General features: G+C 44.4%; 20 protein-coding genes. All 20 read right to left on the bottom strand.

The annotated features are described in order from the left end of the window. Positions 1–103: 103 nt before the first annotated feature. Positions 104–772 (bottom strand): DUF1919 domain-containing protein, encoded by a 669-nt coding sequence (locus KYK14_RS03410; protein ID WP_219156858.1) that lies wholly within the window; start codon positions 770–772, stop codon positions 104–106. Positions 773–789: 17 nt separating this feature from the next. Continuing rightward, positions 790–1845, bottom strand: a complete 1056-nt coding sequence (locus tag KYK14_RS03415) for a glycosyltransferase (protein WP_219156860.1) — start codon at positions 1843–1845, stop codon at positions 790–792. Positions 1846–1856: 11 nt separating this feature from the next. After that, entirely contained in the window at positions 1857–2933 is a 1077-nt protein-coding gene (locus tag KYK14_RS03420) for a glycosyltransferase (RefSeq protein WP_219156862.1), read from the bottom strand. A gap of 14 nt (positions 2934–2947) precedes the next feature. Further along, positions 2948–4051, bottom strand: a complete 1104-nt coding sequence (locus tag KYK14_RS03425) for a glycosyltransferase (RefSeq protein ID WP_219156863.1) — start codon at positions 4049–4051, stop codon at positions 2948–2950. Between the two features lie 205 nt (positions 4052–4256). Then, a complete protein-coding gene (locus KYK14_RS03430; RefSeq protein ID WP_219156865.1) occupies positions 4257–5327 on the bottom strand; it encodes a glycosyltransferase in 1071 nt (356 codons plus the stop codon). 136 nt (positions 5328–5463) lie between these two features. After that, positions 5464–6588 (bottom strand): glycosyltransferase family 4 protein, encoded by a 1125-nt coding sequence (locus KYK14_RS03435; protein ID WP_219156867.1) that lies wholly within the window; start codon positions 6586–6588, stop codon positions 5464–5466. Between the two features lie 101 nt (positions 6589–6689). Continuing rightward, on the bottom strand, positions 6690–7808 hold the full coding sequence (locus KYK14_RS03440; RefSeq protein WP_219156869.1) for a glycosyltransferase: 1119 nt from the start codon (positions 7806–7808) through the stop codon (positions 6690–6692). A gap of 113 nt (positions 7809–7921) precedes the next feature. Further along, positions 7922–8821 (bottom strand): glycosyltransferase, encoded by a 900-nt coding sequence (locus tag KYK14_RS03445; protein WP_219156871.1) that lies wholly within the window; start codon positions 8819–8821, stop codon positions 7922–7924. An 8-nt stretch (positions 8822–8829) separates the two neighbouring features. Then, positions 8830–10191: a protoporphyrinogen/coproporphyrinogen oxidase gene (locus tag KYK14_RS03450; RefSeq protein WP_219156873.1), complete on the bottom strand. Its 1362-nt coding sequence runs from the start codon at positions 10189–10191 to the stop codon at positions 8830–8832. A gap of 7 nt (positions 10192–10198) precedes the next feature. After that, positions 10199–11524 (bottom strand): lipopolysaccharide biosynthesis protein RfbH, encoded by a 1326-nt coding sequence (rfbH, locus tag KYK14_RS03455; protein WP_219156875.1) that lies wholly within the window; start codon positions 11522–11524, stop codon positions 10199–10201. A 13-nt stretch (positions 11525–11537) separates the two neighbouring features. Continuing rightward, positions 11538–12452, bottom strand: coding sequence for an NAD-dependent epimerase/dehydratase family protein (locus tag KYK14_RS03460; protein WP_219156878.1), 915 nt, complete (start codon positions 12450–12452; stop codon positions 11538–11540). Then, positions 12452–12991, bottom strand: a complete 540-nt coding sequence (rfbC, locus tag KYK14_RS03465; protein WP_219156879.1) for a dTDP-4-dehydrorhamnose 3,5-epimerase — start codon at positions 12989–12991, stop codon at positions 12452–12454. Before rfbC ends, KYK14_RS03460 begins: the two co-directional genes overlap by 1 nt. Continuing rightward, positions 12981–14078: a CDP-glucose 4,6-dehydratase gene (rfbG, locus tag KYK14_RS03470; RefSeq protein ID WP_246601656.1), complete on the bottom strand. Its 1098-nt coding sequence runs from the start codon at positions 14076–14078 to the stop codon at positions 12981–12983. Before rfbG ends, rfbC begins: the two co-directional genes overlap by 11 nt. After that, a complete protein-coding gene (gene rfbF, locus KYK14_RS03475) occupies positions 14063–14833 on the bottom strand; it encodes a glucose-1-phosphate cytidylyltransferase (RefSeq protein WP_219156881.1) in 771 nt (256 codons plus the stop codon). The genes rfbG and rfbF overlap by 16 nt, the downstream gene beginning before the upstream one ends. 1 nt (position 14834) lies before the next feature. Then, positions 14835–16136, bottom strand: a complete 1302-nt coding sequence (locus KYK14_RS03480) for an ABC transporter ATP-binding protein (protein WP_219156884.1) — start codon at positions 16134–16136, stop codon at positions 14835–14837. 54 nt (positions 16137–16190) lie between these two features. Continuing rightward, positions 16191–17093 (bottom strand): ABC transporter permease, encoded by a 903-nt coding sequence (locus KYK14_RS03485; protein WP_343217051.1) that lies wholly within the window; start codon positions 17091–17093, stop codon positions 16191–16193. Positions 17094–17190: 97 nt separating this feature from the next. Beyond that, a complete protein-coding gene (locus tag KYK14_RS03490; protein ID WP_219156886.1) occupies positions 17191–18126 on the bottom strand; it encodes a GDP-L-fucose synthase family protein in 936 nt (311 codons plus the stop codon). 177 nt (positions 18127–18303) lie between these two features. Beyond that, a complete protein-coding gene (gmd, locus tag KYK14_RS03495; RefSeq protein ID WP_185282706.1) occupies positions 18304–19422 on the bottom strand; it encodes a GDP-mannose 4,6-dehydratase in 1119 nt (372 codons plus the stop codon). A 147-nt stretch (positions 19423–19569) separates the two neighbouring features. Continuing rightward, positions 19570–20685, bottom strand: coding sequence for a DegT/DnrJ/EryC1/StrS family aminotransferase (locus KYK14_RS03500; RefSeq protein ID WP_219156888.1), 1116 nt, complete (start codon positions 20683–20685; stop codon positions 19570–19572). A gap of 313 nt (positions 20686–20998) precedes the next feature. Next, positions 20999–21985, bottom strand: coding sequence for a UDP-glucuronic acid decarboxylase family protein (locus KYK14_RS03505; protein ID WP_187319917.1), 987 nt, complete (start codon positions 21983–21985; stop codon positions 20999–21001). Positions 21986–22059: the final 74 nt, after the last annotated feature.

The raw sequence follows: 22059 nt of genomic DNA on the forward strand, positions 1-22059 counted from the left end.
ATTAACTCCTTTACTATTATGTTAACAAAAATTATTATAATTTATTTAAAATATTAGATTAAATTATAATAAAATATTTTATTCCGATTAACACATAATATTTTTATATTGAAAATATATAATTAAATAAGCGTAACTTCAACGAGGACTGAAAAGAAGACCCATTTAACCAACTAACTATATCTATATATTTGAGAGATATCTCAAATTGCGCCTTACCATCTGTTGTGTAGTTAGGAATGGTTACTGCTGTAGAAACTGACTTTATATTATCCTTTAAAAACTGCAAAGATGAGAATGGTAATTTATCAAACTCATACACCAAACTGGTAGTTGCATAATCTTTACTTCCATCAAATTTAACGAATATATTATCCCAATTAATTCTTTTTACACGGCGTGCCCATTTATCAAACGCTTCTTTTTCGCTTTCATAATGCAAAAAATGAATTTCTATTTCTTCATTCAAATTTGCCATTGGAAAATTTTTATTTATTCGTTTTCGCAACTCATTTATTGACTCGTAACGAGACTCTTTTTGAAAAACTAATTTTTTAGATAAATAAAATTTAGGGTCAGATAAAAACTTAATGTAACAAGGAGCCATTAACATTAATCCAACGAAGGGGGTATTATATGGCAAATTAAAATATTTATAAACCTCCGAACCCCAACAGTCATTAGAGAAAATCGTAAAATCAGTGTTTCTTAATCGAATTCGATTAATTATTTGACCTACTTCTTTACGTTTGGAATTAATAAGATGGCTCATAAACCTGATGCTATAATTTAAATATATCTTTTGTTTACTAAACTTTTTTTCAAATTATTTACACTTTTAAAAACAAATGTCGATTTTCTCCAATTACGCAAAGAACTTTTGATGTTGTATATTAAGCGTAACATCTCAAAGTTGTGCGTTAGACTTTCTTGATCTGTGTAAAGGAGTGCATTGATTAATGCCCTAGGCTGTCGAACAATTTGTATACTAAGCCACAATAAGCGTTTAGTATAAAGAAAGCGAAAACGTGACACAGTAAGAGATGGATGCCGAAAGATAAAGTAATATACTACACTTGTTATCTGCGAAGATGCTGTACTACGGGCCATACGCATGAGGTATTGCCATGTCATTCGCTCTTTAAACATAAAATGTTGGAAGCGTAGCTGATCATTGTACCATAACTTGTAGCCTGCCAAACGGAGCGCATCACCTAGTTCTAGGTCTTCTCCTCCTGAAAGCACTTTTCCTCGTTTAGCCGAGGTGGTGAAAGAGAAACCGTGCGCATACAGCTTACGCCAACCCGATTGCCGCACCACTGAGCCGGCACCATAAATGTAACCTACATTATCAGGCAGTGGCCCATTAACTCCCTCATTTTGTGGGCCAATAGCATATACCGCTTTAAATTGATCAAACCATTCAGGTGGAGTAATTTCGTAAGCACCTTGTGCATGCGCACCCAAGATACCAATCTCTGGATGAGCAAGCATAGTTTCGTATGCTACCGCCACATAATCAGCAGCTAACCAATTGTCGTCATCTACAATTGCAATAAACTCGTATTTAGCTGCCTCAAATCCTCGAATGAGTGCATTTTCCTTGCCTGCCACAGATTCATCTAGTACTCTATATGGAACAGGCAATTGCAACTCCTCACATAAATCGGTAGCTACTTCTATTGTTTTATCTAACGAAGCGTTGCTGACAAGTATTACCTCCCAACTTATATGCATCGGAACCTGTTGAGCGGCAATATGATGCAGAGTAGTATGTAATCGACTCTCGCCGTTGTGCGTACAGATGAGGAGTGTAACTCCGTTGGGTGAAAACAAAGCGGGCATTAATTTAATAACTATTGATTGTTTCCTTTATAAAGCAAGCGTGCACGTTGCTGCATATTTTTCACTTTAATGTAATTAAGGCGAGTTTCATTAAATTCTTTCATAAAATTAATCCAGATATAAAATTGTTCTTGTATCAGCAAATATTCAATATCATCTTTAAAACGCAACTTTAAGTATTTTAATAAATTTCTCATAGAGAATGTACGTATAGTAAGATATATAAAATCCTTTATCCAAGGATACACTTGAGAATAATCTATAGTTGAATTATAGGCTAGACGGCGATAAACGGATAACCTCGTAAAGGTTTCGCTGAAAGAATGGATAATACGAGGTACATATTCCTTGGTTAATCGATTCTTAGTCATAAAGTGAGTAAGACATAATGTTGGCGTGTACCATATTTCATAACCAGCAAGTTTTACAGCGTAACTCAGTTCGTCATCCTCCCCACCCATTAACTGCTTTTCGCCTATACGACCATTCAATAGACTTTGAAAATCAGCTTGTTGCAGCAAGCGCCATGCGGCATGCCTCATAAAAAGACCAGCGCCGCAAAGAGCCCCCTGCGTAATAGGGCCCGCTTCCGTCAATAGCCGTGGTGGATTTCCAGTGAACAGCACCGGAGTACCTACCGCGTAGCTCCGACTGACCTTCGGAAACCACAATGGCATAGGCACCTCAAAAGCCCCTATGCTGCGTCCGCCGAGTAACCCAATAGCATCATGCCGGCTCAACAAATCAAACCCAACTTGCAGGTAATCGTTATTCAACCAATTATCATCATCCACAATGCACATAAACTCATAACGTGCTTCATCATAAGCCATTTCCAGTGCGTAGTTTTTACCGGGTATAGGCTGCCGAAACGGACGCAAAGGTACAGGGGCTCCGTATCGTTGCCAGCAAGCAGTACTAAGCGCTATAGAGTTGTCGGTCGAACTATTGTCAACTAGTACTACCTCCCAGGGAATACCTAATGTAAGTTTCTGCTGCGAGAGGTGCTCTAACGTTGGAGCAAGGCGCTGGGCTCCGTTGTAGGTACAAATAAGAACCGACACACCAGCCGGACGAGTATGCTTCATTGCTAAACGCACCCCTAGGCTTCTTTGATTTCCAACCGATTTGCTAACGACTCTTGACTTACTCTATAAGCAATAACTCTACGTTTAAAACCTATTACCTTCTTATAGTTCTCTGTTATATTCTTAATATTTAAGAAGAATTTATAAATATATTTCACATGTACATTATTAATGATGAATGATGTTTTTTCTTTCCCAAATAAGAAACCCAAATAATTAGCAGAAAATATGTTTTTAACAGTAAAAAATTCTATATAATAAAAATCTTTTAGTACATCTAATGTAATATTAGGTTCTTCTTTCTTATTTAACAGTGCATACTTATAAGGTAATAATTGTAAGCTACCAATAGCGCAAGCATGCAAGAGTTGGTCTCGGTACGCAGCTGTGAGCCGGCTTTTCGTCATGAAGTGAGTAAGAGATAGTGAAGACGAGTACCATACTGTGTACCCTAGAAGGCGAGCTATATAGGAAAGCTCATGATCTTCACCTGCAACTAAATCCTTACCCTTACGTCCGGAAAGGAGGCTTTCAAAGCGTAACGCTGTCATTTCTTCCCAAATAGAGCGGCGCACGAATAGTCCTGCGCCCCATAACTCAAAACCAACTACAGGGCCATCATCTATGGGGCGCGGAATGTTGCCGTCGTAAAGCACCGGTGCCCCAACCGCATAGTAGTGTTGATACTGCTTAAACCAAGCTGGTGGCTCTACTTCGAAAGCACCTGCTGTTTTTCCCCCTAGCAGGCCTATTTCCGGATGACTTTGTAAGATGTCGAAGCCATTTTGCACGTAGTCAGGAGCCAGCCAGTTATCATCATCCACAATACACATGTAGCTGTAGCTGGCTTCGTCATAGGCTAGCTCCAGTGCGTAATTTTTACCAGGTTTCGGCTGAACGTACGTCCGGAGCGGGGCAGGCGCCGCACTGCTGACCCAATAGTCGGTTGCTACTGCCAGCGTATTGTCGGTGGAGGCGTTATCGACCAGAATGACTTCCCATTGCAAACCAAGCGCCACCTTTTGGCGAGCCAGATGGGACAAGGTTTCCGTGATTCTAGCACCCCCATTGTAAGTACAAACTAAAACAGAGACACCAACAGGATTAGTATGCATCATTAAGCAAATGAATTAGCGCGAGAGCCTAGCCGCTCAAAGGGACTGGTAGTGCTCAGCAGTCCTATAACCATTATTTGGACCTAAAAAGATGCACTTAGCTCCGTATAAATAAAAAGCGCACCAAAATACGCCTTTACTTTCTATGGAATCCATTCAAAAAGAACGCCACGATATTATACACCAAACCAACAACTTCTTTTCTAACTCAGGCAATCTGCTCAACAGGGGACTTAGACACGCGCTGTTTGAAAGCTTTTACCACTTTGTAGTAGTCCTGAATTTCCCGAAAGTTACGGATAAAGTCGTAGAGAGTAAGTAGCTGATGGTGGCAGCTCATTAAATGCTTGTTATCACCATTTAAAAGTGCCTGTACGTAGCCGCGGGACAAGAGCCGTTGGGCAACTGTTCGGCTCATGTACAGAATGTCTTTCGTAAGATTGGTGGTAGAGCCTAGCTGCTTGCCTGATGAATTACCTAATACGTCGCGGTACACTTTCAGGCGCGCCTGGGACCACACCGTGCCGTAGAAAAGTCGGTCACGGTAGGCTTCTGTCAGACGACTAGCCGTCATGTAGTGTTGCAGCTTCAGGTTCGATGAATACCACACTTCGTACCCTAGCAACCTAGATGCGTAGCACAGTTCGTCGTCCTCACCCGCCGTCAGGTTTTTCGTGCCTTGGCGTCCTAGAAACAAGCTCTTAAATTCTCCTTGCCGAAGCTTATACCACACCTCCATTCGGACAAACATACCTGCACCCCAGAGCACCGCCTCCTCTACCAAGCCATCTGGAAGCGGTATAGATTGATAAGGTCTAAGTTGCGGACCAACCGCATACAGAGCCTGATATGCAGAAAACCAGTCGGGTGGCATCACTTCAAAAACCCCAGTATTTTGGCCACCTAATATGCCAATTTTGGGGTTTGATTCTAATAAATCGTAGCCAATTTGGAGGTAGTCAGACGCTAAACGATTGTCATCGTCGACGATACACACATAACCATAACTTGCTTGGCTGAAAGCTACTTCCACAGCAAAATTCTTACCGGGCCGTGGCTCCTCAAACGTGCGCAGAGGTACAGGCGAACCTAGCTTTTCCCAATACACCTGTGCTACTGAGGTGGTATTGTCAGTAGAGGCGTTATCTACAAATATTACTTCCCACTCGATAGTAGAAGCCCCTTTTTGCCGCGCTAGGCAAGCCAGCGTTTCCGAGATACGCTCAACACCGTTGTACGTGCAAATCAAAAAGGAAACTCCTGCTCGAAGTGATGCCATTATCGTGTGGTAGAATATGATACAGATAACTTTACCCAGTCACGGGTGCCATTAGCCGAAAACAAAAATACAGGATACCTTGGAGTTACTTGTTGGTAGCTACATAGGAGTTAACTGTATTGTTACCACCACCATTTTATTTCACTGTTTCGATAAAGCTCAGCAGGGTTTCGTCAGGATGAAGATCGGTTATCTTAGAAGCGTGCTCGAATGCACGCTCACCCATTACCTGAAGATGATCTTTCTTTAGCCATAGCTCTTCTAAGACAGCAGTAATGCACTTCCTCGAGGCACAATCCGCCAGAAAGCCAGTAATCCCGTGTAACACGTACTCACTATTATCGCCAACATCTGTGGTGACAGCAGCCCTACCGGATAGCATGGCCTCCACCAGCGCCAAGGGTGTTCCTTCACTTAAAGAAGGCAGCACTAAGACATGGTTAGCTTGCCAGATTTGGTCTATGTCACTAACGTGCCCCTCAATCTTCACCTTTTCCTGAAGATCATATAACTGAATTAAGTGCCGTAGGTGTTCCTGGTCGGGGCCGGTACCGTAAAAGCTGAGGTGAAAGTCGCGGTTGCGCCATTGCTCGCCACTTAGTACCTCTAGTAGTATATCTTGTCCCTTAAAGCCACAATCGAGACGGGCTACGCAGGCCATCAGCAGCTTCTGGGTAGCAGGGAATGGCTTGATAGCAATGTCTTTTATGTTCAGTGGATTACTGATAATTTGCGTATTATCTAGGTAACACGCAATTTGCCGCTGTATACTGTGTAGGTTCCGCTTCGAAACGAAAAAGAACTTAGCAGCTTGGCGCATGATATGCAAATTCCTTTCACGTATGGAAGCGCTGATCACATTGCCATTCTCAAAGCTATGCTGACTAATAAGTATATACGGCTTAGCACTCTTTAACAATACAGCCATAATATCAGGCTGGTAAGCGAAATCAAAAGTGGTGCCGTTGGATATTACCAACACATCGGCCTCAACAGGCGGCACTACTTCTGCTACGCTTTGCTTGACTTTAGCTTTGATAGCTACTCTATCGAGTAGCGAGTACTGAGGCTTTTGGTAAAACAGCGCAGTAGCACCAAGCTTCTGAAGCTCTGCAATTCTCCCCGGAGTAGTATCCCAATGCTGGGTAAGTGTGTAAACCGTATGCCCTTGTGCGATGGCAAGCTTTGCTGTTCTAAACCACAGTTCTTCGCTACCGCCCCAAGGCAACACGCGCAACAACGATACGAAGACAACCTTCATCAAGAAAATAACTTAGATTAGACAGCAGAAATGATGTTGCCGTCTCATATATACAAAATTCTAGTTCCTTTTACTGTTGTACTTAGCAGTAGAGGTATCATTCAAAGCAGTTTTAGAAGTTGCTGGTTGAAGTATTCAACAGCATCAGCAGGATGCTTCTCTCTCAGTGAAGCTGCTGCCTTAATACCCATTTGTTGCCACTCATCTCTTTTTTCCCATGCTCGCTCTAATGCTGCATCTATCGATGCAATAGTAGGTGCATCGGCAATAAAGCCACTTACTCCCTCTTCGATTAACTCAGAAGCACCACCTACGTCTGTAACAATGGCAGCTCGCTGACACCACATAGCTTCTATCAAAGCTAATGCTTGCCCTTCGAAACGAGATGGCATCAGCAAGATCTGATTCTCACTCCAAACTTCGCCTATATGATTACTATGCCCTTTTAGAACAAGATTCTTAAGTTCCCATTTAGAAATATAAGTTTTTATGAATTCAGTGTGGGGGCCATCTCCATACATGTTAAACTGAATCGGTCTCTTTTTCCATTTATCCTCACTTAGAACCTGTACAAGTAGGTCATACCCTTTGTGCCAACACTCTATTCTTCCTACTAAACCAATTGTGTAAAAGCCGCTGATTTTCGAGAATGCAGGTAATTCGTCATTCAGTAGTTTACAAGGGTTGTAAACTACTTCCGCATTAAGTAGATCACAGCCAAGAATAAAATTATTAAGTTTTAAATTACTATGAGAGACAAAAAAATTCTTCTTTGCATTTCTATATACTTCTCTAAAAGTAAAAACATGCTCATTTTTACCAACCCAGATAAACAGATCGGACACCAACTGAGTCAATGTAATATATGGAAAATTCAAATATTTACATAGATTTATTACATCTATAGACTCATATATATTACCTTGTGATATAATAACAAGCTGAGGTTTAGCTTCTAAAAGTAAATCTTTTAAAGAATCTTTAGTTTCGAACTTAATGGGCAAAAACCGCTCTATACCTCTTTTTAAAAATGGCTTGGGAACAAAACGATTTAAAAAATTTAGCCGCTTAACTTTAAGCTCATCTAATTTCTCATGATCATATACTGTAGCGACGCAAACAGAATATCCCGCATCAATAAATGTTTTTGCTGACCTTGACCAAAGTTCTTCACTACCACTCCACATTGAGTTCGTAGATATATAAAACAGGTCAATCATTGGTTTGTCGTTATTAAATTTCAAAAACTCAAAAAGCACTCATATATATAATATACTATTAAAATAGTAATTCAACAAATATTACACTTACACAAGATATACAAATTTATATTTTACTGTAAGTATTTAAGCTTTACAGCTAATTTCAAATATTCTAAAGGAGACGCATATCGCTTATATATAGCTCTTAAGCTTACGACAGCTTCCTTGTTATAACGATACTTACTATATATAATTGAATAGTTATTTTCAGCGAATTTTTTTAAAATTTGTTTGTATTTTTTATTTTCTATAGGATAGCCCATTGATTCAAATTTTTGAAAAATCCTTTCATATTCCAAAATATCTTCCCCAGAGAAAAAAACTCTAGAAGTTTCGTTTTTAGAATGCACTCGATATTTACATAAAACTTTATCTAGATATACTCCTTTAAAATTACTTATTATACGTACCCACATATCCCAATCAGCGACATGGGACAAATTTTTATCAAACTTACCAACTTTTAAATAAGCATTCTTCTTAACAACAACAGCTGGAGTACGCACAGGATTAGTATATATAAGTTCTTCAATATCATCAGATGGAGCTGATAATGATTCTATTGAAGGAGAATAACCTTTGTGCTTTCCGCTTTCATCAATCAGTTCGGCAGTGCATACAACTAAGGAAGCTTCAGCATTTGCTTCAAAACAATTTTCGATTTCTTTGTAAAAATTTAGAATAACTAGATCATCAGAATTAAGTATATGTATCAACTCACCTGTTGCAGCCTCTAAGCATCTATTGAAATTTCCAATAGCGCCAATATTCTCGTCATTACTATAAAATTTTATCCTTCCTCCTCCTGTTTTTTCAACAATTTCTTCTGTATTATCAGTAGAGCAGTTATCAACAACAATTATCTCCATTCTTTCTTCCCCTAAATCTTGCTTTAAAACACTTAAAAGTGTTTCTTCCAAAAATGCAGCAGAGTTATATGTGGGTATAGTAACTGACCAAGTAGGTTTCATAAAATTTATTAAAAAGCATTTTGACCTAAACATCTCCCTCGCAAAACACAGTCATCGCTCCAAAAATAATTCCATTGACCGAATCTACCCGCAAGGAATAAGCTTCCTGAAGCTATACAAGGATCCTTTGCAAATTGTTGATCCCAATCTGTCGTTGGCTCTAAATCATTTTCTTCCCTTACTAAACCATATTGCTCTAGCCAGTTATAAATGCTACCAAGCGCCTTCTTTCTAGGATGATCAAAAATGACGTTTGCCCACTCTACCCACTTCGAGTGTGTAGATTCTATGCTCTCGGCTGTTTGAATTAGCCCCATCTCAATCATCTCATTGCACACAGCAGAGATAATTTCATCCTGGCTTTCTTTCATTGGCTTGTACTTAGAAAAGTACACTTCCACTTGAATACCAGTTTTTCCAACTATGCCGTTCGCAGGAGATAGTAGCTCTGTGAAATTTATTCGTGAGCTATACTTATCCTCATCATATACATATATCCAGTTGTTCTCTCGTTGAGTTGGATGATTTGCAATGATATTTACCAGTAAGACAGATGAACAGCTTAGTTGGCTGGCCGCCTCCTTTATTACGTCAGGAGCATCACTCTGCTGGATTAGCACCGGTAATGGAATAGTGCTGATTAGTTTTTCAAACTTCACTTTAGTGCCATCTGAGAAACAAACAGTTCTATCTTTAAAGGAAGTGAAAGAGACTTTTTTTCCGTACTCAATGTTAGCTTCTGCCAACATCTTCTGAGCGAATGATAAGTAGCCGCCCGTCTTAGGATAACGAACGGAGGTTATGTAATGCGTCGATTTCTCTAAGGGATGCTGAGCGCCCTCTAGTACATCATTAACCGCCGGAAAGTACATTCTTCCTCCAACCCAATCTGTCGTCAGGTTTTGTGGCTCAGTTGTCCAATACTTTCGCGTATAAGCCCCAGGAAAGTTGTCCGCAAATGTGTTGCCGTATGCGAACTCCAACCATTCCTGATAGTTTGCCGGTGTAAAATCGGCTTTATCTGGTGATTCTCTGATTGATAGGAAATCCTTGACACATTCTTCCCTTATTTCCTGTGGAGCAGCATATAAGTTGGTTTGTGCAGGATGTGGTATCCAGGAGCCCTTGTAGTAATTAGCTGGGAATACTGGGTATTCCACGAACTCCGTGCTACTGGCAAAAAGGTCTCGCACGTATTCACTTTTTGTAAATGAAACGTGCGGACCTTCATCCCAAATGAATCCATCTCTGGTTTCACTGTGTATATGTCCTCCTGCGTAAGCATGTTGCTCAAATATCTGACATTTACTATGCCCGATATGATAGGAAGCACTTATTCCAGCCAAACCAGCACCAAGGATTACAATCATTGCTCTTTTATTTTACTTCTCCTACACCAACCGTTTTCAGGTATGCAGCCAGCACTTCTATAATGTAATCGTAGTGTTGCTCTTCCAAACCGGGCCATACCCCAAGCCAGAAAGACTTGTTCATAATGGTATCCGTGTTTTCCAGTCCACCAACAACGCGATGCTCTATGTTCTGATAAGCAGGCTGGCGGAGCAGGTTGCCGGCAAATAGTAGGCGCGTACCAATTTTGTGGTCTTCCAAGTGCTGAATCAGGTCCTGCCTTTCGATCGGGCTATTCTCCCGAATTGTTAATAGAAAGCCGAACCAGCTTGGGTCAGAGTTAGGCGTAGCTTCGGGCAGGATAAAGTGCTCTTCAAACTGCTTCATTTTGCTGAGCAGCATCGCATGGTTCTCACGGCGACGTTGCACAAAATGATCAGCTTTGTTGAGCTGGCTCAGACCAATTGCGGCCTGCATATCGGTTACCTTCAGGTTGAAGCCGATATGTGAGTAGGTGTATTTATGGTCGTAACCGTAGGGCAGTTCGCCCAGCTGCCAGCAGAAGCGCTTGTTGCAGGTATTATCCTTGCCAGGCTCACAGTAGCAGTCGCGCCCCCAGTCGCGGAAGCTTTCGGCTATCATCTTCAACCGAATATTATTAATCAACACAGCTCCGCCTTCGCCCATAGTGATGTGGTGGGCGGGGTAGAACGACAGCGTGGCCAAATCGCCAAAGGTGCCAGTTTTCTTGCCATTATAGGTAGCACCCAACGAGTCGCAATCGTCTTCGATTACCCAAAGATTGTACTTCTTCGCCACGCGCATCACCTCCTCCAGGTTGAACGGGTTGCCCAACGTGTGGGCAATCATAATGGCTTTCGTTTTGGGCGACACTGCCTGTTCAATCAACTCGGGCTTGATGTTGTAGGTAGGAATGTCCACATCTACGAACACTGGCACGCAACCGAACTGAATCATCGGGTTGACAGTGGTCGGAAAGCCAGCTGCTACCGTAATCACTTCATCGCCAGGTTTGATGGCCCGGTCCCCCAGCTTAGGCGAAGTCAGCGTGTAAAAGGCTACCAAGTTGGCCGACGAGCCGGAATTGACCAAAATAGAGGATTTACACCCAAACCATTTAGCCAGTTTTTGCTCGAACTTCGGCCCAAAACGGCCTGTCGTGAGCCATCCATCAAGGGTAGCGTCTACTCCGTTCAACAAATCTTCGGCATCCAACACCTTACCCGTTACGGGTAGGTAATCTTGGCCTGGAACAAATGTCTTAGTGACATTTTTTTCTGCTATTAGCCTTAGGCTATCAAGCAAAATAGGGTCGGTGAAATTTTTATACATGTGAGAGCTGATTTCAGAAGCTTGAGGGTTTCTTTCCAGAAATAAACTTATTTATTCCTTCATCTATAGTTATAGTAGGTATCCAATTAAAATGCTTTACTAGCTTAGCAATAGGAGCAACTGAATGCATAGTATCACGATTTCTATAAGGGATTGCTCCCCAGTTAATATTTTCTGGCATCTCCAGCTTTTCACTTAATATGCTTGCTATCCTTTTCAGTGTACTTCCTTGACCTGTACCCAAGTGATAATCTTCCCAATTGTTTTCAACCAGTTTCGCTTGGTCAATCAATAAACAGTAAAATAATACAACGTCTTCAATATGAATAAAGTCTAAAAATTGCTCACCACCAGACATATCAGATGGAAACTCCTTGTAAAAGCTATTGTAAATAATATCAATAATTTTAGGTTGTGAATCCACTTGACCATAAACGGTGTAAGGAATCACATTAATGACTTTAAAACCACTAATTTGTTGATAATATTTGATAATGTTATGAAATGCGGTTTTAGTTGCAGAATACAGATAAGATGGGCTATATTGTCCATCTCCGTAAAAATATTCAGCAAATGTACCTGTGTTTATAAAAACTTTTAATCCAACGTTTTTTAATGATTGCAAAAGCTGAGTACCAAACGTTATGTTACTTTCTATTAATACAGGTATTATATTTAAATCATCTTTGCTAGTTAAAAGAGCTGCAAGATGCACAACTACTTCAGGAGTAAATCCAGCTACTTCAGTTGGCCATCTATCATTGCTGCTGTCTATTACTTTTATTCCTTGAATGTTTTCTTTCGAGAAAACAGAGTATACCTTGTCTGGATTACGGGCCAAGATTGCAACCTCATGCTCTCTCACACACAAAGATTTCACTAATTCTTTGCCTATGGAACCTGTAGCCCCTGTAATTAATATCTTCATCACAAACAGGAAGTCAAATGAAAGTCGTTCAGACTCTTGAAAGTGGCATCCCGATCTGATACAATGGGGTTTTGTACAGGCCACTTAAACCCAATGGAGTCCCATCGAACACCGGCATCCGCTTTAGGCTCATACACGCTGGTCACATTATAGACCACTGTTGCTGTATTGCTTAATGCTAGGAAACCATGAGCGCACCCACGTGGGATATAAATGGCCTGGTTATGCTCGTCTAACGAAACAGCTAGGTGCTGGAGGTACGTAGGTGAGCCGGACCGCAAGTCCACTACTACATCCAGAATCGCTCCCTGAGTGACGTACACAAGCTTATCATGTTCATGTGGTGGAAGCTGAAAGTGCATCCCCCGGATCACGTTTTTGTGTGAGATGGAATAATAGCTTTCCCGAAAATCCACTGCCAATCCATGCTCTTGAAAAGCACCTAAGTGAAAAGTTTTCACGAACGTGCCCCGCTTGTCTTGGCTGACGAAGTTTTCGAGTAATTGTACGCCTGCCAGCGAAGTAGCATTAACTTTCATGCGTAGCAAAAGTCTTGATCTGCTGCACCGTAAAATCGCGGATAGCAGTTGGTTGTGCATCGTAAGCCTTATACCATTCTAAGGTTTGGCTAATGGCCTTATCGGCAGTATACTGAGGTTGCCAGGCCAGCTCGCTAACTGCTTTACTGATATCCAGCTTCAATAAGCCCGCTTCGTGGGGCTGATTAGTAAGGGTTGGCTTCTCGTAAGTACCACTTCCCCATATAGCCAGCGCCGTTTTTACCAAGGCTTCCACTACCTTATTGTCCTCTGCATATGGACCAAAATTCCAGGCGCTGCCGTAACGCAACGGCTCGGCAGCTAACCTAGCCCCCAACAGCAGATAGCCACCGAGTGGTTCTAGGACATGCTGCCAGGGCCGCACAGCCTTTGGGTTGCGCACCGTTACGGGCTGCCCGGCTCGTAGCGCCCGCACAATGTCCGGAATGATCCGGTCTTTGGCCCAGTCGCCGCCCCCGATTACGTTACCAGCTCGGGCGCTGGCTATTCCCTTCTGGTGGTGCGAAAAGGCCGCAGGGTTGAAGAACGATTGGGTATACGAGTTGATGACTAGTTCCGCGCAGGCCTTGCTGGCGCTGTACGGGTCATAACCGCCCAAACGGTCGGTTTCCCGATACGAGTATACCCACTCCTGGTTCTCGTATACCTTGTCGGTTGTAATCAGTACAACCGTGCAAGGCTTTTCCAGCTTGCGCACAGCGTCCAGTACATAGGCGGTGCCAATGGCATTCACTGCGAAGGTGGCAGCGGGTATCTCGTAGGAAAGCCGTACCAGTGGCTGAGCGGCCAAGTGAAAAATAAAGTCTGGCTGAAAGCGCAACACCTCCTGTTCCAGACGGGCTGCGTCGCGTAGATCCGCAATTACCGACTCACACAGTGTATCGCCCTCAATCAGGTTGTATAAGTCCTCATCATGCTCTGGGGCTAATGCGTAGCCCTTCACTTGGGCACCCAGTAGGTGCAGCCACTGCAGTAGCCACGCGCCTTTGAAGCCGGTGTGGCCAGTCAAGAATACTTTTTTGTCCTGGTAAGTGCTCGGTAGGTTCATCATTACCAGATTTTCCATTTTGCTACACCCTGCTGCCAATCACCTTCCAATTCTACTTTGTCACGCAGTGTGTCCATGGGCTTCCAGAAGCCATGATGTTTATAGGCTTGCATCTGGTCGGCCGCCGCAATACCCTCCAGCGGCTCACGTTCCCAGATGGTTGTATCGTCTTTGATATAATCGATTACGCCGGGCTCACACACAAAAAAGCCCCCGTTGATCCAAGCACCGTCGCCTTTAGGTTTTTCCGTAAAAGAAGTTACCTCATCTTGCTCACCAAAGTTAAGGGCACCAAAACGGCCACTGGGCTGTACGGCCGTTACAGTGCACAACTTGCCACTCTGCTGATGATAGGCTAGCGACTCACCAATATTCACATCGGCTACACCATCGCCGTACGTTAGGAAGAAGGTTTCGTCCCCGATATGCTGCTTCACCCGCTTGATGCGCCCCCCAGTCATGGTATTCATACCGGTATCCACAAGCGTAATATTCCAAGGCTCAGCAAAACTATCATGCACCTGCAGGGAGTTTTCCTTGAGGTTGATGGTTACGTCCGACTTGTGCAAAAAGTAGTTGGCGAAATACTCTTTGATGACATATCCCTTATAACCCAGACAAATCACGAAATCGTTGAAACCATGTGAGGAATAGATTTTCATGATATGCCACAGAATAGGCATATCACCGATTTCTACCATAGGCTTTGGTTTCAAAACTGTTTCTTCGGAAAGACGGGTACCTAAGCCTCCAGCTAGAATTACAACTTTCATTTTATACGGCTTTCAATTCAACTTCTTGAAAATTCATACTACCCCATTCGGAATGCCACAAGGTCATCATCTGAGTTTTGAGACGATCTTTATATGCTATTTCAAAAAATAGTGTTTTTGAAATAACATCGTAATCAGTTGTACCCGTTAGTTCATTGCCAATTCCTACTGACAAATCAAAATAATATTGACCCTTAGCCAGTTGATGGTTCTTTATAGTTATTGAAAACTCTTTCTCTTGGCCCTTTTTTATTGACAAAGCTTCTTCTGAGAAGAAAGTACCTACTGCACTTTCGTCCATTTTGCATATAGAAAAAGCTAAGCGAAATGATTCTTTGTCAACTTTACTAGTAAACCTTACTGCAATAACAATATCGTCATCTATGGAATACAAATTATTATCTACAGGATTTACAAATTCTATGGATTTATATTCTATAAAGCGCGAAAGGTTGCGATTAGTACGATGTGCATCTGTTATCTGAATTTTTGTATCACTATTAAAATTTAAAAAATTTGCTATGTAATAATCTACAACTTCGTCTGATGTTCCGCCAAAGGAAACTTGCCCATTCTGCATTAACAGCCCTGTTGTGCAAATATTCTTCACAGCTGCCATACTGTGGCTTACGAACAGAATCGTACGACCGTCGTTGCGGCTTACATCCTTCATTCGTCCCAGGCACTTCTTTTGAAACTCGGCATCACCCACGGCCAGCACCTCGTCTACAATCAAAATTTCGGGCTCCAGGAATGCCGATACGGCGAAGGCCAGACGTACATACATGCCGCTACTATACCGCTTCACGGGCGTGTCGATGTAGCGCTCTACTCCGGAGAAATCGACAATCTCATCAAACTTCGAGCGAATCTCGGTTTTACTCATACCCAGGATAGCCCCGTTGAGAAAGATATTTTCCCGTCCGGTCAGTTCTGGATGAAAGCCCGTACCAACTTCTAGCAGCGAAGCAATACGACCATTTACCTTAATACTCCCCGTAGTAGGTGCAGTAATTTTCGACAGAATTTTGAGCAGCGTAGATTTACCGGCCCCATTGCGACCGATAATGCCTAGCACCTCCCCTTGCTTCACTTCGAAGTTCACATCCTTTAAAGACCATACGTAATTACTGCTACCCTTCTTGGTGCGGTCGTTGGTTTCTCCAATGGTAGCGAAAGGGTCTTCTTTGCCCCGCACGCTGGCCCACCAGCGGTTCAGGTCCTGGCTCATAGTGCCGGTTCCTACTTCGCCCAAGCGATAAAGCTTGCTCAGGTTTTCTACTTTAATAGCAATATCACTCATTTGTCTTCAGCGTAATAGCGAGTAGTTAGTTCGACCCGAATACTATATTAGCATCTACACAGTATCGGTGAAACTCTTCTGTACCCGATTGAAGATGATAGTTCCCAACAGCAGAATTACTAGGGTGAAAGCCACACTGTAGGCCAGATAGGCCCAATCGAATGTGCCGGAACCCAGGAAAGCGTACCGAAAGGTTTCGACAATAGAGGTCATTGGGTTAGCCAGAATCAGATATCTGTATTTGCCGGTGATGCTGGACAATGGGTAGATAACCGGCGTAGCATACATCAACAGTTGTACACCGAAAGCCAATAGCATCGCTAAATCACGATACTTAGTGGTCATTGCACTGAATATCATCCCCAGGCCCAACGACATCAGCCCCATGACAACTACCAATAGGGGGGTAAGTAGCACTAGCCAGTTAGGGTGTATGCCACTATCCCCTTTCAGTAGGTAGTACAGCCAGACAACGATAAATAAGCCGAACTGAATAGCGAACCGCACCAGGTTAGAAAGAACGATGGATAGCGGCATCGTTAGGCGAGGAAAGTAGACCTTGCCAAACATACCAGCATTGTCCCGGAAAACCGTAGACGTATTCGTCAGCGTCTGGGCAAAATAGTTCCAAATGGTAATACCCGATAGGTAGAATACCATCATGGGTAGGCCATCGGTAGAGAGCTGCGCTACATTGCCAAAGATGACAACGTAGGTGATAGTAGTGAGCAGGGGCTGGATGAAAAACCAGATAGGGCCCAGCACTGTCTGCTTATAAGTTGAGACGAAGTCGCGCCGTACGAATAGCATTACTAGGTCGCGGTAGCGCCACACATCGGCTAGGCCCAGGTCCAACAGGCGTGTGCGGGGCTGAATTACTTCGGTCCAGTTGTCATCCTGCACGTTAGCATCAACGTAGGTTTGCTCTGGCTTACTTACAACGTTTGTGGTATCCACAAAGGGGGTGGGTTAGGAAAAAGATGCGCCCGCAGGTAGCTACTTGCGGGCGCAAAGATAACTATACAGCGGAACAAACCGCTTACAAGGACCGTACCTAAGCCACTACAGCTGGTTGAAAGGCCTCTTGGTACACAGCCTTTATGCCTTCCGGCAGTGCAATCTTATACTTCCACCCTGCCTCGGCCAACTTCGAAACATCGAGTAACTTGCGCGGAGTACCATCAGGCTTGTCGGTGTTGAAGCGGATGTTCCCTTCATATCCGACTGTATCGCGCACCAGTTCTACTAACTCACGGATGGTAAGGTCTTCACCAGTGCCCACATTTACAGGCTCTTTACCGTTATAGTGCAGCATCAGGTGCAAACAGGCGTCTGCTAGGTCGTCTACGTGCAGGAACTCGCGGCGCGGTGTGCCCGTGCCCCATACTTCTACTTCTGGAGCATTGCTTTCCTTAGCCTCGTGAAACTTACGCAGCAATGCGGGTAGCACGTGCGAATTCTGCAGGTCATAGTTATCACCAGGGCCATAGAGATTGGTAGGCATGGCGGAAATGTAATTGCTACCATGCTGGTCACGGAATGCTTCGCAAAGCTTCAAGCCCGCAATTTTAGCTAGCGCGTAGGGCTCGTTGGTAGCTTCTAGAGGGCCAGTTAGTAAGTACTCCTCCTTTATAGGCTGAGGTGCCATTTTGGGGTAGATGCACGACGAGCCCAAAAACAACAGCTTCTTCACATTTTGATTGAAGCTGGCCTGAATGACGTTATTCTGAATCTGGAGATTATCTAGCAGAAAATCGGCCCGGTAGGTATTGTTAGCTAGTATGCCGCCTACTTTAGCAGCAGCCAGGAATACATACTCTGGCTTTTCCACTGTGAAGAAAGTGTCTACAGCCTCTTTATTACGCAGGTCTAGTTCTTTGGAAGATCGGGTGATAATATTTTGGTAGCCAGCTTGCTGTAACCGACGTACTAAAGCCCCGCCTACCATACCCCGGTGACCAGCTACGTATATTTTGGCGTTCTTTTCCATTAGAAGTTTTTTTTATGAGCGCTATAAAATTAGCTCCCCTCCTTTTTCATTTCAAGGGGCAGGGGGAGGTTCAAATCATTGAACAATAGTTAATTCTAGTGTTCTAATCTCTACCTGTCACTACCCCCACCCCTCCTGAAAAAGCAGGGGAGCTAATTTCTAGAGTTTAACAACAAACTACTCGGCGTAGTTTTTCAGGATGGTATGCCCCCCTTCGCGCAGATACTCGTCGCGGCGCGACTCGTCCAAATCCGACTGCATCATTTCTTTTACCAAGCCCTGCAAATCATATTTAGGCTCCCAGCCAAGTTTAGTTTTGGCTTTGGTAGGATCACCAATGAGCAGCTCTACTTCCGTGGGACGGAAATAACGCTCGTCTACTTTCGTCACGATAGAACCAATTTCGAGCTGGTAGTCAGGGTTGTTGCAGGCTACTACGCGGGCTACCTCTTTGTCTTCTTCACCTTCAAAAGCCAGCTCTACGCCTACCTCGGCAAATGCCAGCCGTACAAAGTCGCGTACAGTAGTGGTTACGCCAGTAGCAAGTACAAAATCTTCGGCGGTTTCCTGCTGCAGCATACGCCACATGCCTTCCACATAGTCTTTAGCGTGACCCCAGTCGCGTTTAGCGCTCAAGTTACCCAGGTATAGGCAATCCTGTAGGCCTAGGGCAATGCGCGATACGGCACGGGTGATTTTGCGCGTCACGAAGGTTTCGCCGCGCAGGGGGCTTTCGTGGTTGAACAGGATACCGTTACAGGCATACATGTCGTAGGCTTCGCGGTAATTCACCGTAATCCAGAAGCCGTACATTTTAGCCACGGCGTAGGGCGAACGGGGGTAGAAGGGCGTAGTTTCGCGCTGGGGCACCTCCTGCACCAAACCGTATAGCTCGGAGGTAGAAGCTTGATAAATACGGGTTTTCTTGGTCATGCCCAAGATGCGAACGGCTTCCAACAGACGTAGTGTACCAATACCATCCACGTCGGCAGTGTACTCAGGCGTATCGAACGATACTTTCACGTGCGACATGGCACCGAGGTTGTAGATCTCGTCGGGCTGTACCTCCTGAATAATGCGAATCAGGTTGGTAGAGTCCGTTAGGTCGCCGTAGTGCAACGTGAAGCGCACGTTCTTTTCGTGCGGATCCTGATAGAGGTGGTCGATACGACTGGTGTTAAACAGGGAAGCACGACGCTTAACGCCGTGAACTTCGTAGCCCTTGCTCAGTAGCAATTCAGCCAGGTAAGTACCATCCTGCCCTGTAATACCGGTAATGAGTGCACATTTTGCCATGTGTAATGTGTTTGAAGTGATGATGGAATTAATCGAAGTGAGAGACGCTGTTGGGTAATAAGAAAAAATGGGTGGATTTGGCAAATGGGCGTTCAGAAAGGTGAAATTAGCATTTTTTCTAATACGATATTGTACTGAAACGCGAAATCAAATAGCAGTTTGGGAATAAAAAGCCCGAATAGCGTTTGCTATCTTCTCAATCTGAATTTGTGTCATGCCTGGCCACAGGGGTAAGCTTAAGCAGGTAGCCGCTAATTGCTCTGCAATAGGCAGTGATTGCGGTAGTGTAAGTCCTTGGTAAGCAAGCTGCCGATGTGGTGGCACTGGATAGTGGATCATTGTAGCAATGCCCTGGCCCGCTAGATAGTGTTGAAGGGCATTGCGGTGGGGAGTATGAATAACGTACAAGTGATAAACGTGCGTGGCACCGGGCTGGACTGCTGGCAGGTGTAGAGTAGGAATATCAGCCAAATAGGAATTATACCAGATAGCCAGTTGCTGCCGCTGAGCGGTCCAAGTTATCAGAAAAGGAAGTTTAATCCGCAGCACGGCCGCTTGTAGCTCATCCAGGCGCGAATTATGGCCCATTACGTCGTTGTAATATTTTTGTTGCGAACCATAGTTACGAAGTAGCCGAATTTTACGTGCTAGTTCTGGATTGTTGGTCGTAACAGCTCCGGCGTCGCCCAGAGCACCCAGGTTTTTACCAGGGTAGAAGCTTGTCCCATTCAGCTCTCCAAAGCTGCCGGTTGGCTGCCCCGCAAACGTAGCGCCCTGCGCCTGCGCGTTGTCTTCTACTACTGATAAGCCGTAACGTCGGGCGATTTCCATAATCTCCGTCATGCGGCACGCCTGACCATATAAATGCACGGGTAGTATAGCGCGAGTACGTAGTGTAATGGCCGCCGGCAGCAAGTCAGGATTCAGATTGCTGGTGGTTAGGTCCGGCTCTACGGGTACGGGAGTAGCACCTGTTTTGGTAACGGCCAGCCAGGTAGCGATGTACGTATTGCTGGGCACAATAACCTCGTCTCCCGGCCCTATATCTAGCGCCAGCAGGGCGAAGTACAGCGCGTCCAGTCCGTTGCCTACCCCCACGCATTCCGCCGTGCCATTGAAGCGGGCATATTCCCGCTCGAAGCCTGCTACCTCTTCCCCAAGCACAAGCTGCCCCGAATCGTAGACGCGTGCTATAGCTGCTAGAATAACTTCGCGCAGAGGCTGGTGTTGGGCTTCAAAGGATAGGAACGGAATAGATGACATGAATGCAAAGTAGGTTGTGCGCAGTGTCCAACGCGTCCGGTTCAAGTAGATAGAAACCGAATTTTGCTGTTTGCAGGCTTGGTACAGCAGCAAACAGGTATGTCATTATTAGCCTCTACCTCGCGTAAGACAGTTCAGAAAGTTATTATTATGGACGACCTATTGCACCCTATATAACAGAAGCACCTTTATCGCTTCTAAGAAGAGGTAAAGGTGCTTCTGTATTTAAACAAACACTATCTACTTCTGATTCAAAGCATTGCTGCTTTTGTTAAAGCTACCTTGCCAGGTGAATCAGCATCAATGCGACACCCTAGAAGCTGCGCGGCGTGTTGTCGACCTTGCCGGCCATTACCTCGCTCACGTGCTCTTTGAAATACTCTAGCGTACGCTTCAAGCCTTCAGCGCGGTCCACCTTCGGCTCCCAGCCCAGGATTTCTTTAGCCTTGGTGATATCAGGCTTACGCTTCATTGGGTCGTTCTGGGGCAGTTCTTGGTAACTGGGTTTGAACTCCACATTCATTAGGCGTGCAATTTCTTCCCCGAACTCCTTGATAGTGATTTCATCGGGATTCCCTACGTTCACCGGCATCGGGTAATCCGACAGCAATAGGCGGTAAATACCCTCAATTAGGTCATCAACGTAGCAGAACGAACGAGTTTGTGAACCGTCGCCGAATACCGTCAGGCTCTCGCCGCGCAGGGCCTGCGACAGAAATGCTGGCAATACGCGGCCATCGTTGAGGCGCATACGGGGACCGTAAGTATTGAAGATTCGTACAATGCGCGTTTCCAGACCGTGGTGGTTGTGGTAGGCCATCGTAATAGCTTCCTGGAAACGCTTCGCCTCATCGTAGCAGCCACGCGGTCCTACAGGGTTTACGTTGCCAAAGTACTCCTCCACTTGTGGATGAATCTCCGGGTCACCATACACTTCCGAGGTGCTGGCAATCAGCATGCGTGCACCCTTCACACGGGCCAAGCCCAGCAAATTGTGCGTACCCAACGAACCTACCTTTAACGTCTGAATCGGGATTTTGAGGTAGTCGATAGGCGAAGCAGGCGAGGCAAAGTGCAGGATGTAATCCAGCTTGCCGGGCACGAACACAAACTTCGACACATCATGATGATGAAACTCGAAGTCCTCTTTCCCAAACAGGTGTTCAATATTCTGGAGGTCACCCGTCACCAGGTTATCCATGGCAATGACGTGGTAACCCTCCGCTAGGAATCGGTCGCAAAGGTGAGAGCCCAGAAAACCGGCTCCGCCTGTAATAAGTACGCGTTTTTTGTCGGACATATAGTTAAGCTGTTAGCTATTAGCTAATAGCTAATAGCTTTTTGTAATAGACCAAGAATTCAAACAATCAGCTG

Source organism: Hymenobacter profundi (assembly GCF_019334315.1).
GTDB lineage: Bacteria > Bacteroidota > Bacteroidia > Cytophagales > Hymenobacteraceae > Hymenobacter > Hymenobacter profundi.